Here is a 14413-nt window from a genome sequence, read left to right on the forward strand (position 1 = left end):
GAATTAATTCCACACGAAAAAAACTAAGTCGCTAATCTCACGATAGCAACTTAGTTTAATTTCCTGTCATCGTCCCTGCTTGAAAGGCTTCATCTCGGAATTTCAGCGATGTTTCTTCCATGTAATTGCGCAAGGCGACCGCTCGTTCGTTGACATTACTACGAATCATCGAACCATTTAGATTAAACTCTTCTTCTAATTGATCTGTCAAAGTACGTAAACGCTCTTGTTCAAGTCTCGTTTCTTCAACCATCTCATCTTGCTGTTCACGTGATTCATCAATGTAAACCATTTGACGATCACGCTCATCCTCCATCCACTCTACTTGCCAATCACGCCATAACTGAATCGTTTCAATAGAAGCAATTTCTATTGTGCGCGTTAACTCTTCAACTGTCGTGACTGGAACGTAATTTCCGTTACCCGCAGTAGCAATGGCTTTCAGATATTCATCTGTCTCTTCGTCAACGTCAAACCCAATTACATTAATAATCGCATCCAACTCGCTCGCTACTTCCTCTGGAACACCATCACAATTGTCTTGATTGGCAGCGATTAAGTAAACGACATTTTTAACAGGCTTATCCTCATCATACGAAGGGAAAATATTTTCAACAGAATTTAGGGCATGAGCAATCGGTGTTTCGTCATACGACTCGACATGTAAAGATTCTGCCTCTTTTTCGTCAAATGGTAAGTCTGAATCCTCATCAACACTCGTCTCACAAGGTTCCTCAACTCGCCCCGAACCGAGTAATTTCAATGAAACATTCGTATCATCCGGCATGTCCATTAAAAACTCATACAGCAACGGTTCGATTTCACTCGTTGTGAACGCTTCAATGTGCGCATCAAAAATCACATGCACATTCATTTGCAGTGCATCTTCTCTTACTTGTGCGCTCGCTTCAACGATATCATCATACACGTCATCTAATTGATCAAAATACTCGTGATAATCACGATAATCACTCGCAACTAAATCTAACATTTGATAGTACAACTGAGATTCCGAAACGTCGTTTTCCGCTTGCTCGCGTAATATCTTTAGCGCTTTTTCTTCATCATTTGGCTCATTGTACAAACTTCCAGGTTCGGCCTGCATCCATTCGCTCGGCGAATCTCCTTCAAAGCGTGAGAATTCTCCGAACTCATAGGTCGATTCAATTTGTTCCTCATGTTCTGGTTGTTCTTCTTCAACTGGTTCTTCCTCTTCCAACGTACATGCAGAAAGAAGTACTACGAACATGACTAGGAACCATTTGTTCGTTCGCACCCGATACATCTCTCCTGACCTTAAGAACTAATGCTCAAGTACGATTTTATACGAAAACTACATTAGATTCCACTCTCTCCCAACATTTGGTATAAATCATAGAAAAAGAGCCTGTGCGAAATTGCACAGGCTCTCTATTTATCGATAGTATTCACGTTTCTCTTCGTCATATTTTGCCACTTCAACAAAATCGAACTCATCTAGAATTTCTTGCGAAGGTTTTTTGTTCAACAAGCTGACGATTACAATCGCTAGACTTCCAAGTATAAATCCTGGAACGAGCTCATAAAGTTCAAAGATCCCACCTTCAATTAATGACCAGACAATCACTGTAACACCACCGGTTACAATTCCGGCAACAGCGCCCCAGCTCGTCATCCTCCGCCAGAACACACTAAATAACATAACAGGTCCAAACGCAGCCCCAAATCCTGCCCATGCATACTCAACGAGTTCTAACACCGTGTTATCCGAATCCAATCCTAAGATCATTGCAATGACTGCAATGAGAACAACACCAAAACGACCGAGCCAAACCAGTTCCTTATCAGAAGCTTTCGGTCGAATAAACCCTTTGTAGAAATCCTCTGCTAGGGCACTCGACGACACGAGTAATTGTGAATCAACTGTGCTCATAATCGCTGAAAGAATCGCTGCTAGTAAAAATCCTGCGACCCACGGATTAAAGAGAATTTGACTAAACATAATAAACACAGTTTCATGGTTATCAAGTGGCGTACCTGCACCGATGCCGTCAAAATATGCAATCCCAATAATCCCAACAAAGATGGCTCCAAATAACGAAATGACCATCCAAGTCATCCCAACTAACCTTGCGACAGGAACCTCTCGCTCAGAGCGAATTGCCATAAAACGAGTGATAATATGTGGTTGGCCGAAGTAACCTAATCCCCAACCTAATAGAGAAATAATTGCAATCAGTGATGTTCCAGCAAATGCATCTAAATATGTAGGATCAATAGCTGCAACTGACGCTACGGCACTGTCCCACGTACCAATTTCATAAATGGCTACGATCGGCACAATGACTAAAGCAAGTAACATTAATGTCCCTTGAAAGAAGTCAGTATAACTAATCGCTAAAAATCCACCCAAAAACGTATACGAAACGATTGCTATCGTACCTACAATGAGTGATAACTGATAATCCCAACCAAATGTCCCCTCGAATAAAATCGCTCCCCCAACGAGGCCAGACGACGTATAGAACGTAAAGAATAGAAGAATAAAGAATGCGGATACAACACGTAACGTTCTAGACGTATCACGAAATCGTTTCTCCAAGAAGTCAGGTAGTGTAATGGCGTCCCCTGAAATATGTGTATAGCGACGTAGACGCTTCGCTAAAAACTGCCAGTTTAAGTATGCACCAATTGATAGACCAATCGGTAACCAAATCTCACTCAGACCATTTAAGTAAATTGTTCCTGGTAAAGCAATCAAGATCCAACTACTCATATCCGATGCCCCTGCACTAAGTGCGGCAACCCAACCATTTAAACTTCTTCCACCTAGTACATAATCAGACATACTCGATGTCAGTCGGTAAAAAATAACTCCACATACCGCCATACCAATGATGTAAACAATAAAGGTAATCAGGGTAGGAATTTCAATACCACTCATTGAGACTCCCTCCTTCTAAAGCGAATGTAACTAATTGCAGATAAAAGAATGGTTAATGACATTGGAACGAAAAGCCAAAATGCGGTGACCGCAGGCAAACCAAAAATCTCCATACGCACACACCTCTCTTAATCTAGTAAATATAATTTACATATTAGAAATTTAGCACAACTCTAACTATGACACAATGTTAACGTCGATGCTTAAAAACGTGAACACACATAAAAAAGACGACCATTATGATCGTCTTCAAATTAAACAAGCGTTTATTTAACTTATTGATGCCGCTCTCTAAGTGTCTCTAGCACGTCATCAACGGTCATCCCTTGTTCTTCTAGTAATACGAGCCAATGGAAAAGGAAGTCGGCACTCTCCCAACGCATTTCCTCACGGTCACGGTTTTTGGCCGCAATAATAATTTCTGATGCTTCCTCACCGATTTTCTTTAAAATTTTATCGATGCCTTCATTAAATAGATACGTCGTATACGCACCTTCAGGACGTTCGCGCTTTCGCATAGCGATTGTTTTCTCTAAATCTCGAATGATCGAGAAAGGATCGTTCGCTTGCCCAACATCCTCCTTAATAAGTGACGAAGTAAAACAACTGTAAGAACCTGTATGACACGCAGGGCCATGAGGTTCAACGAGTACGACTAAACTGTCTGCGTCACAATCGTACCTTACGTCAGTTACGGTCTGTGTATTGCCAGATGTTGCGCCTTTATGCCACAACTCTTCTCGACTTCGGCTGTAAAACCATGTTTCTTTCGTCTCAATTGTCTTATGAAGTGATTCTTTATTCATATAGGCAAGAGTTAGCACTTCTTTACTTCGAGCGTCTTGAACAACGGCAGGAATCAATCCATCGTCGTTAAATCGCAAAGAATCAATCTTCACCTAACCACCACTCCGTTCTCTTTTAATGTCTGTTTCACTTCTTCGACTGACGTTTCTTTGTAATGAAAAATTGATGCCGCAAGCGCTGCATCCGCACCAGCATCTTCAAACACCTCTACAAAGTCTTGTCGGTTTCCTGCCCCGCCTGACGCAATGACAGGGACCCCTACAACTTCATTGACCGTTCTCGTTAACGGCAGATCGAAGCCGGTTTTCCGTCCATCTTGGTCCATGCTCGTAAGCAGAATCTCTCCCGCTCCCTGATGAACAGCCTCTTTAACCCAATCCGTGATATCCCAATCGGTCGGCTTTCTTCCTCCGTGCGTATACACACGCCAAGATTCAATCGACTCATCCCACTTTGCATCAACAGCAACGACGATACATTGTGATCCGAAAAAGGCTGCTCCTTCTCCAATAAGCGCAGGCCTAAGAACTGCTGCAGTATTTAACGATACTTTGTCGGCACCGGCTCTTAAAATTGCGCGCATGTCCTCAACGCTGTTAATTCCCCCACCGACCGTAAACGGAATAGCGAGTGTTCCCGCAACTTCCTCTACAACGTCAATCATCGTTTTGCGTCCTTCATGAGAGGCGGAAATATCGAGAAATACGAGTTCATCAGCGCCTTGCTCATCGTAAAATGCGGCAAGTTCAACTGGATCACCTGCATCCCTTAAATCAACGAATTGGACGCCTTTTACGACCCGACCTTCTTTCACATCTAAACATGGGATTAATCGTTTTGTGAGCATCTTCGTTCCACCTCTTGAAGTAATGAAGATAGTTCAATAACGTCTGTGTAAAGCGCCTTTCCGATAATGGCACCTGTGACACCGTATTTGCGCAGTTCAAGTAAACGATAGATGTCCTCATTCGAAGAAACGCCACCAGACGTAATGATGTTCGCCCCACTTTTCTCAGCAAGTTCTTGATTCGCCTCGACATTCGGTCCTTCCATCATGCCGTCCTTATGAATATCTGTGAAAATAAACGTTTCACAACCTGCTTGTTTCATTTCAGAAGCAAGCACTTCTACACGGGCTTCAGAAGCTTCTAACCAACCATTCACTGCAACATAACCGTCTCTTGCATCCAGACCGATTACGATTCTCTTCCCGTATTTAGCGAGCATTTCCTTTGTGAACGCTGGTTCTGCTACGGCAATCGAACCTAGAATGACACGATTAGCACCCGCATCTAAATATTGCTTGATGTGTGCTTCTGTTCGAATCCCACCGCCAACTTGCACCAGTAGGTTCGTCGATTCAATCACAGCTTTAATCGATTCAAAATTCACAGGTTCCTTTTGTTTCGCACCATCTAGATCAACGACGTGTACATAGCGGCTTCCTTCACTTTCGAATTGTTTTGCAACGTGTACTGGAGAGTCATGATACACCGTTTCTTCATTGTAATCCCCTTGCTTTAAGCGAACACAATTACCTCCACGAATATCAATCGCTGGATAAATAGAAAATGCCGTCACCTTATTCTCTCCCTTCCGCTACATAACGAATGTAATTGTTCAACATACTCATCCCGAGCGTACTGCTTTTTTCTGGGTGAAATTGGGTGCCGAATACGTGATGTTTGCCGACGACTGCCGGAACATCCCCATCATAATCTGCCGTTGCCACAACTACGTCACTCGTATTCGCATGCACAACGTAAGAATGTACGAAATAAACATGCCCCGGTTCAGTTGCGTCTACGATTGGGTGCTCTGGTTGCAAATAACGCAATTGATTCCACCCCATATGCGGGACTTTATAGCGATCTCCGGCTCTCGTCTTACCGGCAAATCGTTTCACGTGACCTGGGAGAAACCCTAATCCTTCAGTGTGACCATGTTCCTCACTACTTTGAAACAATAATTGCATACCAAGACAAATCCCAAGTAGAGGCTCTTCATCTTCGACCCATTGCTTTAAGAACGAAGAAAGGCCGTTCTCATTCAAAATCTCCATGGCATCTTTAAACGCACCAACACCTGGTAAAATCAGACCGTCGCACGACTGCAGTTTCTCTTTGTTATCACTAACGATGTACGTTGCACCGAGTCGCTCCAACGCCTTAGAAACACTATGTAAATTACCCATACCATAATCTACAATTCCAATCATTTAGAGCATCCCTTTCGTTGAAGGAATTCCTTTTACCCGCGGATCAAGACTTACCGCTTCTCGCAATGCACGTCCAAGCGCCTTAAAAATTGCTTCAATAATATGATGTGTATTCCAGCCGTAATGAACATTTACGTGAACGTTCATTCGCGCTTCAATTGCGAGCTTCGCAAGGAATTCTCGAACGAGTTCTGTATCAAAATGACCGACTTTCGCTTGCGGCAACTCGACACGCCACTCTAAATGAGGACGATTACTTAAATCAATGACAACGTGCGCGAGCGCATCGTCCATCGGAACAAAAGCGTCACCATAACGTCTAATGCCCTCTTTATTACCGAGTGCTTCTTTTAACGCCACGCCTAAACAAATTCCGATATCCTCTGTTGAATGATGGTCATCCACCTCGGTATCACCGCTTGCTTTAACATCCAAATCAAACTGTCCATGCTTTCGGAATAAGTCGAGCATGTGAGTTAGAAACGGCACCGGCGTCTCGAGGCTCCCATTCCCTTCTCCATCTAGATTCAACGATAATGCGATGGCTGTTTCTCCTGTGTTCCTCTCAACTCCACCTTTACGCGCTGTCATTAGACCTCTCCTTCTTTTGTACGAATCTCGACCGCTCTTGCATGTGCTTCTAGACCTTCTTCACGAGCAAATGACGCTATTAAAGGTCCATTTTGATCTAACGCTTGTTTACTATAAGAAATAATGCTTGATTTCTTCGTAAAATCACTCACGTTCAACGGACTAGAAAAACGCGCAGTGCCATTCGTTGGCAACACGTGATTCGTTCCAGCGAAATAATCACCGACCGATTCTGCACTATATTCACCTAAGAAAATTGCACCCGCATGCTTAATTTTCCCGAGGAGTAAGTATGGATCTTTCGTCATGACTTCCAGATGCTCAGGAGCTAGTTGATTGACGACCTCAACTGCCTCAGCCAACGTTTCTGCTACATAAACTGCACCATAACTTTCAATAGAACGACGTGCAATCGCCTCTCTTGGCAACTGCTGAAGTTGTCGTTCAACTTCATCTCGGATGTTTTCTGCTAATGCATTGGACGTCGTTACAGCGATAGCCGATGCTCGTTCATCGTGTTCTGCTTGAGAAAGAAGATCAGCAGCAACATAAGACGGGTTCGCGGAATCATCGCATAAAACGACGATTTCACTGGGACCCGCAATCATATCAATATCAACGTGTCCAAAAACTTCCCGCTTCGCAGCAGCAACGAATACATTCCCTGGCCCAACAATCTTGTCTACAGGTTCTAACGTCTTTGTTCCATAAGCCAGTGCCGCTACTGCCTGTGCGCCACCTGCTTTGTAAATGTCTTTTACTCCTAGCTCATGAGCGGTTACGAGTACGGCTGGATGCAGTTTCCCTTCTGCATTTGGCGGCGAGACCATAACAATGCGTTCAACTTTAGCAACTTGAGCTGGGATGACATTCATGAGAATGGTAGATGGGTACACGGCCGTTCCTCCCGGAACATACACCCCGACCGAGTCAAGCGGTGTAATTTTTTGACCGAGAATCGTGCCATCGTCTTTTGTCATCATCCACGTTTGTTCCAGCTGACGTGCGTGATACTCTCGAATGTTTTCAGCAGCTTGACGGATGGCACGCAGCACGTCTTTATTTACGTGTTCATAAGCCGCTTGCTTTTCTTCTTCGGTAACAAAAAAGGAAGAGAGATCGGCACCATCGAACGTTTTCGTATACTGCGAAACGGCCTCATCACCACGTTGTTTCACGTCAGACAAAATTTCTTTCACGCTTGACTGAACGCTCGGATCAATCATTTCTACACTGCGACGTAGGCTTTTCAGTTCACCTTTTACGCGTTCAATTCTCACGACTCTCCCCCCTCTACAATTTGAGATAAACGTTCAACAATCTCATCTATTCGCTGATCTTTCATGCGATAACTCACTGGGTTCACGATCAACCGTGACGTTACCGCTTCAATCGTCTCAAGTTCTACGAGTCCGTTTTCTTTAAGCGTCTGTCCTGTCGAAACGATATCAACAATTCGATCTGCTAAACCGATCAGTGGTGCAAGTTCAATCGATCCATTTAACGTGATCACTTCCACTTGCTCACCTTGTTCTTTAAAATATTGCGTCGCTACGTTCGGATACTTCGTGGCGACCTTTGGGGCCACTTGCTCTCGTCTTTCGCCCGGCAAACCTGCAACAGCTAAATAACAAGCACTAATGTTTAGATCGAGCACTTCATAGACATCTCGTTGTTCTTCCATAAGAACATCTTTACCAGCAACACCAATGTCGGCAACACCGTGCTCAACATACGTTGCTACATCCATCGGTTTCGCTAAGAAAAACTTCATACCCGCTTCTGGCGCTTCAACAATCAGTTTCCGACCGAATGAAAAATCATCGGGCAATGGGTAGTTTGCTTTTCTTAGCAGTGTCGCTGCTTCTTCAAAGATTCTTCCCTTTGGCATCGCAATCGTTATCCATTCATTCATGATGCACTGCCTCCGATTCGCTGAATGACGTTTGTGAACGTTGAGGTGTATGCGTCTAAGTCTTCAATGCCAGCAACATGCTGGATCACAACACGTTTGCCTGACTCTCGTAATTGCTTTGCTTCTTCAACCGCTTCTTTTTGTCGCTCTTTACTAAATAAGATTAACGTTCGTTCTTGGTTCAATGGGCAGTCAATATGGTTCAACGCTTCCAATAGGCGATCCATTCGAATTCCAAAACCAGTAGCGCTTGCTTGACGGCCAAACTTCGGCACGAGCTCGTCATACCGACCCCCACTCGCAAGTGGAAAGCCTAATTCCTTACCATAGCTTTCAAACACAACGCCTGTGTAGTAATCAATATGCAGTACAACATTCAAATCAATGTTCATGTATGAACTAACACCGTAACTTTCGAGTACATTCCACACTTCTTGTACTTCTTGCAATGCACGCAGTGCATCAGGGCTCGAGACGAGCTCTTTTGCAGTCTCTAACATATCCGGACCGCCACGTAGTGAAAGGAGTTGCTCTAGTCGATTTTTATCTAGTGCGGAAATCGGCAACTTTCTGACATATCGCTTGAAACCAACGTAATTTTTTTCAAACAAGAACTGCTTAAGCGCATGAACATGATCTCCACTTCCGACAACTTCCGTGAACAACGCATTCATGAAACCGATATGTCCGAAAGCAAGGCGAAAGTGACGTAGTCCCGTCTTCTCAAAAGCGGAAATAAGCAACGCCATAATTTCTCCATCTGCGCTTACCGTCTGATCACCAATTAACTCAACACCATATTGCTCAAACTCCGCAGGTTTCCCCTCATGTTCTTGTGTACGGTAAAGTGCTGTATTATAAGCAAGGCGTAACGGTAACGGTTCGTCTTTTAAGCTGGAACTCACGACTCTTGCAATCGGAGCTGTCATATCTGGCCTTAAAACGAGCGTTCTTCCTTGTCTGTCCATGAGCTTAAAAAGCTTCGCATCGTGAATGGCTGATGCTGCACCGACGGTATCATAATACTCCAACGCAGGCGTATGTAAGGTTTGGTATCCCCATAAACGAACTTCTTCTGCAATTTGAGAAGTCACTTCTTCATTTCGATCATAAAGGAGCGGAAGAGTGTCTTTCATTCCAAGAGGCTTCTCAAACATAAAAGGGCTAGACATAACTCATTCCCCCAATTTTAACGTTTTTCACTTTAACTTGGTAGAGTGATAATGAATTAAAGATACTGATGAGTTTACACGCTCCACATTCATCCGTCAACCGATAATCGAATGTACTTGTTAATCGAGTCAGAATCATAAGAAAATTATACACGAAATTCATCCCCATAATAAAAAAGAACGACACATTTGCCGTTCTTTCCTGTCTATGCTGCAGCTTCTTCTTCGAGCGGCATATTGTTTCGAATGAAAAACACAAAGATCGGTGCCAGCATTCCGAGAGTAACAATCGTGAATACAAACAACACAACGTACTGCTCTGAATATTTCTTGTAGAGATGGAAGGACGCATAGATTGTAAATCCGACTGAAGCTAACGAAATAGGTAGCGCCAAGAAACCAATAAGTGGCATGACTCCAGCGATGATACCGAGGAGAAAATTCGCCGCTAGCAAAGAAACGAGAATCCAAGGAATCCCTTCTCGCATCCCACCTGTCAATCGACTCTGTACGAGAACACCGAGTAAGTAATACTGTGCAATTGGAATAAACGCTAACCAAGAAAGTTCAATATTTTGATTTTCAGCCATGCGATACAACCCAAATGCCATAAAGAAATACATTACAATAGCAAAAAGGAACATAAAAACAATAAAAATACCCATAAATGCAAGAATAGCTAGAAAGAAACCATCTTCTGCTGCCAATTCGAACACCTCCTTATTCTATGTACGATGCAAGGGGCCAAAGGTTTCAAGAACGTTTGATCACTTGCATCGGATTACCACCAACAAATGCGCCAGCAGGTACGTCTTTATGAACGAGTGTTGCTGCTGAAACGACAGCACCGTCTCCAATCGTGACGCCGGGCAAGATGAGCGACTGTGCGCCAATCATGACGTTACTTCCGATGTTTACGTCACCAAGTCGGTATTCATTCGTCAAATATTCATGAGCCAAAATCGTCGTATTAAAACCGATAATCGTATTACTGCCAACAGAAATTCGTTCTGGGTACATGACATCCGGCGTTACTTTTAGTGCAAATGACGTTTTGGCTCCAACGTCCATTTTAAGCAAATGACGATACATCCAGTTTTTCACACGTAAAAACGGTGTAATACGACTAACCTCAATGACGATGAAGTTCTTCGCAACCTTCCAAAACGACACCGTCTTATACATATGCCATAACGAGTTGTCCTTATTAACCTCGAAACGTTCAGTATTTCGAGGCATAATTAGTCTGCTCCTACGATGTGTAGTAGATCTCGCATATCTTCTAAAATGTAATCAGGATAAAGTGAGCGGACTTCTTCTAGTCCACGAACGGCCCATCCGACTGCCGCTGTTTGAGTTCCTGCACGCTTTCCTCCATCGATGTCGTGAGTATTATCCCCAACCATGATCGTTTGTTCTGGAGTGCTACCGAGCTGTGCCATCGCTTTTTTAATTGGTTCAGGGTGCGGTTTAACATTCTCTACATCATCAAACGTTACGATCGTTGAAAAGTAAGGTTTTAAACCTGTAATCTCCAAACCGCGCTCAGTTGTAGGACGGCGCTTCGTTGTCACAACACCGAGCTTATACCCTTTGTCAAAAAGTTGAGCTACGGCTTCACGAACACCTTCATATTCGCGAAGTAACTGATCGTGATGCAAATGATTGTGTTCAATGTACATTTCAATCATATCGTTCGCCAAACTAGGGTTCAGGCGAGTGAACGTCTCATCAAGTGACGGGCCAATAAACGGCAAAATATCCGCTCGTTTGTAATGCCCTGGATAATATTCTCCAAGTGTGTGTTCAAACGATGCGATAATAAGTTCGTTCGTGTCAATAAGCGTTCCATCTAAATCAAAAAGCACTGTATCGACCGTTTTCATGAATGATCTCCTCCTTAGACGCTTGCTTCTTCTCAGATCGATTCCAGAAATAAGCGACAATCATCGTTAAAAGAATCGCTGTTACAAGTCTAATCGCGAGTAACGGTAACACGGGGATCCCTAACGGAATAAAAATGAGCGTATCTTCAACAATCGCGTGACATGCTACGAGAAAGATAACGACGAGGTAGACGTCTTTCTTTTTTACCCCGTTTTTCTTTACTTCTTCTACCATAACACCTGCGCCTAACGCTAGACCAAAGAACAGCCCTGATGCAAGTGTCGTTGATGTGTTTGGCGCAATGCCTAGCATCTTCGTAAACGGCAGCATTTTACGTGAGAACCAATCTAGCAAATGTAAATCTCTCATCACTTCAATGAGTAGCATAATCGGAAAAACAAATAACGCGAGTTGCATAATGCCAAGGCTTGCTCCGATAAGTCCGTCTGCAACAATTCCTAAAACCCCACTAGGCTCAGCCGCAACATTTGCCTCAAAAAAGCCATATTGTGCAAGTTCTCCTCCACCGTTCCAAAACCAGTTGATCATAAGGGCGGAAAAAATCGCAAGGCCAATCCGCACACTTAAAATCACTGAAATTCGGACACCAAGCTTCGCAGCAACTGCTGACTCTACGATCAAGTTATGGCTAAATGACAGCATGACAGCAAGAATAAAAACTTCCTTCACAGTAAGGTCTAACGACAAAATTGCACCAATTCCCGCATACAGGTTTAAAAAGTTGCCTAGAACGAGTGGGATTGCTGCTTCCCCAGGCAAACCAAGCCAACTCATCACTGGTGCAATTTGTCGTGCAATCCAATCCAACACAGGCGTATGTGAAAGCACTGTAATGAGGAACGTGATCGGGAAAATAATTTTTGCTAACATCCAAGTTGTTTTAATACCCGACCTTAGGCCGTTTTTCAACGTCTTCATACGCTCCCCCAAGGGTATTCTATTTTTTAAACTGCTTTACCTCATTATTCATCTCTTTCAATAAGCACTCATTATTTTTTCTTCGTATTCTTCGATTTTTTCTTCGGTTCGTCATCTAAATATCTTATATCGGATTGCCCTGTTTTTCGGCGGTAAATGATCAGTACAATCGCACCGACAATGAGTACAATCGAGATCACTTGTGCCGTGCGTAGTAAATCAAAGATCATTAGACTATCTGTTCTAAGACCTTCGATAAAGAGTCGACCGAATGAATACCAAATGACATACGTTAAGAATAGCTCACCACGGCGAAGGTTTACTCGACGCAAGTAAAGCAAGATCGCTACACCTAACAAGCTCCAAAGTGATTCATATAAAAACGTCGGGTGATAGTACGCACCATTGATGTACATTTGATTAATAATGAACTCTGGAAGCATAAGGTTTTCAAGGAACTGGCGAGAAACTTCTCCACCATGTGCCTCTTGGTTCATAAAGTTACCCCAACGGCCGATCGCTTGCCCGAGCAAAATACTCGGTGCTGTAATGTCGGCTAACTTCCAAAAAGAAACGCCACGCTTTTTCGCAAAAACAATTGCAGTTATGACGGCTCCAATAAGCCCCCCATGAATTGCAAGTCCACCTTCCCAAATCGCAATGATTTGACCAGGGTTTTCTAAATAATAATCGAGCCTAAATAAGACGTAGTAAAGTCTGGCACTGACAATTGCGATCGGCACAGCCCAAATGAGCAAGTCCAAAATCAAATCTTTCGGTAAACCACGGCGCTTTGCTTCTTGATTCGCCAATAAGTAACCTAGAAAACCACCGAGCATGATAATTAATCCATACCAATAAATTGGCCAGCCAAAAATCTCAATGGCAACGGGGTTTAAAGGTTGCACGGATAAAAACATCTTACAGTCACCTCTTTCAATTACAATTCTTCTTTGTCGTAATCTTCAATAACATCCATTAGTTTGTTCGAAAATTCTTGAGCAGCATTAATTCCCATCCGCTTCAATCGGAAGTTCATCGCTGCAACTTCTACAATTACTGCCAAGTTCCGTCCTGGACGAACAGGAATCGTATATTTCGGTATTTCACTTTCAAGGATCTGTAATTTTTCTTCATCAATACCTAAGCGGTCATACGCTTTCTTTTCATCCCAAAGTTCTAAATGAACATTTAGTGTAATTCGCTTAAATGGTCGCACCGCTCCAGCGCCAAATAAGGTCATCACATCTATAATCCCTAAACCCCGGATTTCAAGTAGGTGGCGAATGAGTTCAGGTGCTTGTCCCATCAATGTGTCCGCATGTTGTTGACTAATTTCAACGGAATCGTCAGCAACAAGTCGATGACCACGTCGTACGAGGTCAAGAGCCGTTTCACTCTTACCTACTCCACTCGCCCCAGTGATTAATACACCAATTCCATATATGTCTACAAGAACACCATGTACAGCTGTCGTATCGGCTAACTGTGCTTCTAGAAAGTTTGTAATCATACTGATGAGACGTGTCGTTGTCATATCTGCACGCATGATTGGTACGCCTGAAGCTTCAGCGGCTTCCATCAATTCCGGTGGAGCTTCTAATCCTCTTGAAATAATGACACCTGGCGTGTTCGGTGTACATAACTTTTGCATTCTTTCTGTACGTTGCTGATCGGTAAGTCGTTCTAAAAACGTTAACTCTGTACGCCCGAGCAACTGTAACCGTCGCCGCGGATAATATGTAAAGAAACCGGCCATTTCCATTCCCGGTCGAGATATATCACTCGTCGTAATCGGTCGATAAATGCCATCTTCTCCACCGAGTAACTCCATGGAGAATCGATCGATTAAACTTTTCGCAGTGACTTTTGACATCGTCACACCTCCGAAACTATCCATTATCTTTTTGCAGATCCTATCTATTGTAGCATGAAAGAACTTCAAGATGAATGTTAGACAT

At 43.3% G+C, this 14413-nt stretch carries 16 protein-coding genes; all 16 read right to left on the reverse strand.

Annotated elements, in window-relative coordinates:
* Window positions 1–55: 55 nt before the first annotated feature.
* The 16 genes from JOD17_RS01590 to hprK all read right to left on the reverse strand — a co-directional run bounded on the left by JOD17_RS01590 (window position 56) and on the right by hprK (window position 14328).
* Complete coding sequence (locus JOD17_RS01590) at window positions 56–1276, reverse strand: vWA domain-containing protein (protein ID WP_204695405.1); 1221 nt, start codon at window positions 1274–1276, stop codon at window positions 56–58.
* Between the two features lie 138 nt (window positions 1277–1414).
* Window positions 1415–2923, reverse strand: coding sequence for a sodium/proline symporter PutP (gene putP / locus JOD17_RS01595; protein ID WP_239575101.1), 1509 nt, complete (start codon window positions 2921–2923; stop codon window positions 1415–1417).
* A 275-nt stretch (window positions 2924–3198) separates the two neighbouring features.
* Window positions 3199–3822, reverse strand: a complete 624-nt coding sequence (gene hisIE, locus JOD17_RS01600; RefSeq protein WP_204695406.1) for a bifunctional phosphoribosyl-AMP cyclohydrolase/phosphoribosyl-ATP diphosphatase HisIE — start codon at window positions 3820–3822, stop codon at window positions 3199–3201.
* Window positions 3819–4577: an imidazole glycerol phosphate synthase subunit HisF gene (hisF, locus tag JOD17_RS01605; protein WP_204695407.1), complete on the reverse strand. Its 759-nt coding sequence runs from the start codon at window positions 4575–4577 to the stop codon at window positions 3819–3821. The genes hisIE and hisF overlap by 4 nt, the downstream gene beginning before the upstream one ends.
* On the reverse strand, window positions 4559–5311 hold the full coding sequence (gene hisA, locus JOD17_RS01610; RefSeq protein WP_204695408.1) for a 1-(5-phosphoribosyl)-5-[(5-phosphoribosylamino)methylideneamino]imidazole-4-carboxamide isomerase: 753 nt from the start codon (window positions 5309–5311) through the stop codon (window positions 4559–4561). The genes hisF and hisA overlap by 19 nt, the downstream gene beginning before the upstream one ends.
* 1 nt (window position 5312) lies before the next feature.
* Window positions 5313–5948: an imidazole glycerol phosphate synthase subunit HisH gene (hisH, locus tag JOD17_RS01615; protein WP_204695409.1), complete on the reverse strand. Its 636-nt coding sequence runs from the start codon at window positions 5946–5948 to the stop codon at window positions 5313–5315.
* Window positions 5949–6539: an imidazoleglycerol-phosphate dehydratase HisB gene (gene hisB / locus JOD17_RS01620; RefSeq protein WP_204695410.1), complete on the reverse strand. Its 591-nt coding sequence runs from the start codon at window positions 6537–6539 to the stop codon at window positions 5949–5951.
* Window positions 6539–7819 carry a histidinol dehydrogenase gene (hisD, locus tag JOD17_RS01625; RefSeq protein ID WP_204695411.1) on the reverse strand — a complete coding sequence of 427 codons (1281 nt, stop codon included), beginning with the start codon at window positions 7817–7819 and terminating at the stop codon, window positions 6539–6541. Before hisD ends, hisB begins: the two co-directional genes overlap by 1 nt.
* A complete protein-coding gene (gene hisG / locus JOD17_RS01630; RefSeq protein WP_204695412.1) occupies window positions 7816–8454 on the reverse strand; it encodes an ATP phosphoribosyltransferase in 639 nt (212 codons plus the stop codon). The genes hisD and hisG overlap by 4 nt, the downstream gene beginning before the upstream one ends.
* On the reverse strand, window positions 8451–9626 hold the full coding sequence (locus JOD17_RS01635) for an ATP phosphoribosyltransferase regulatory subunit (RefSeq protein WP_204695413.1): 1176 nt from the start codon (window positions 9624–9626) through the stop codon (window positions 8451–8453). Before JOD17_RS01635 ends, hisG begins: the two co-directional genes overlap by 4 nt.
* A gap of 206 nt (window positions 9627–9832) precedes the next feature.
* A complete protein-coding gene (locus JOD17_RS01640) occupies window positions 9833–10333 on the reverse strand; it encodes a hypothetical protein (RefSeq protein ID WP_204695414.1) in 501 nt (166 codons plus the stop codon).
* 46 nt (window positions 10334–10379) lie between these two features.
* The gene (locus tag JOD17_RS01645; protein ID WP_042358269.1) at window positions 10380–10865 is read right to left on the reverse strand and encodes an acyltransferase; all 486 of its coding nucleotides are present in this window, start codon (window positions 10863–10865) and stop codon (window positions 10380–10382) included.
* Between the two features lie 2 nt (window positions 10866–10867).
* Window positions 10868–11512 (reverse strand): pyrophosphatase PpaX, encoded by a 645-nt coding sequence (ppaX, locus tag JOD17_RS01650; protein ID WP_204695415.1) that lies wholly within the window; start codon window positions 11510–11512, stop codon window positions 10868–10870.
* Window positions 11484–12452, reverse strand: coding sequence for a nucleoside recognition domain-containing protein (locus JOD17_RS01655; protein ID WP_204695416.1), 969 nt, complete (start codon window positions 12450–12452; stop codon window positions 11484–11486). Before JOD17_RS01655 ends, ppaX begins: the two co-directional genes overlap by 29 nt.
* Window positions 12453–12523: 71 nt before the next feature.
* A complete protein-coding gene (lgt, locus tag JOD17_RS01660; RefSeq protein WP_204695417.1) occupies window positions 12524–13372 on the reverse strand; it encodes a prolipoprotein diacylglyceryl transferase in 849 nt (282 codons plus the stop codon).
* A gap of 20 nt (window positions 13373–13392) precedes the next feature.
* Window positions 13393–14328, reverse strand: a complete 936-nt coding sequence (hprK, locus tag JOD17_RS01665) for an HPr(Ser) kinase/phosphatase (protein WP_042358268.1) — start codon at window positions 14326–14328, stop codon at window positions 13393–13395.
* Window positions 14329–14413: the final 85 nt, after the last annotated feature.

The organism is Geomicrobium sediminis (assembly GCF_016908595.1).
GTDB lineage: Bacteria > Bacillota > Bacilli > Bacillales > Marinococcaceae > Geomicrobium_A > Geomicrobium_A sediminis.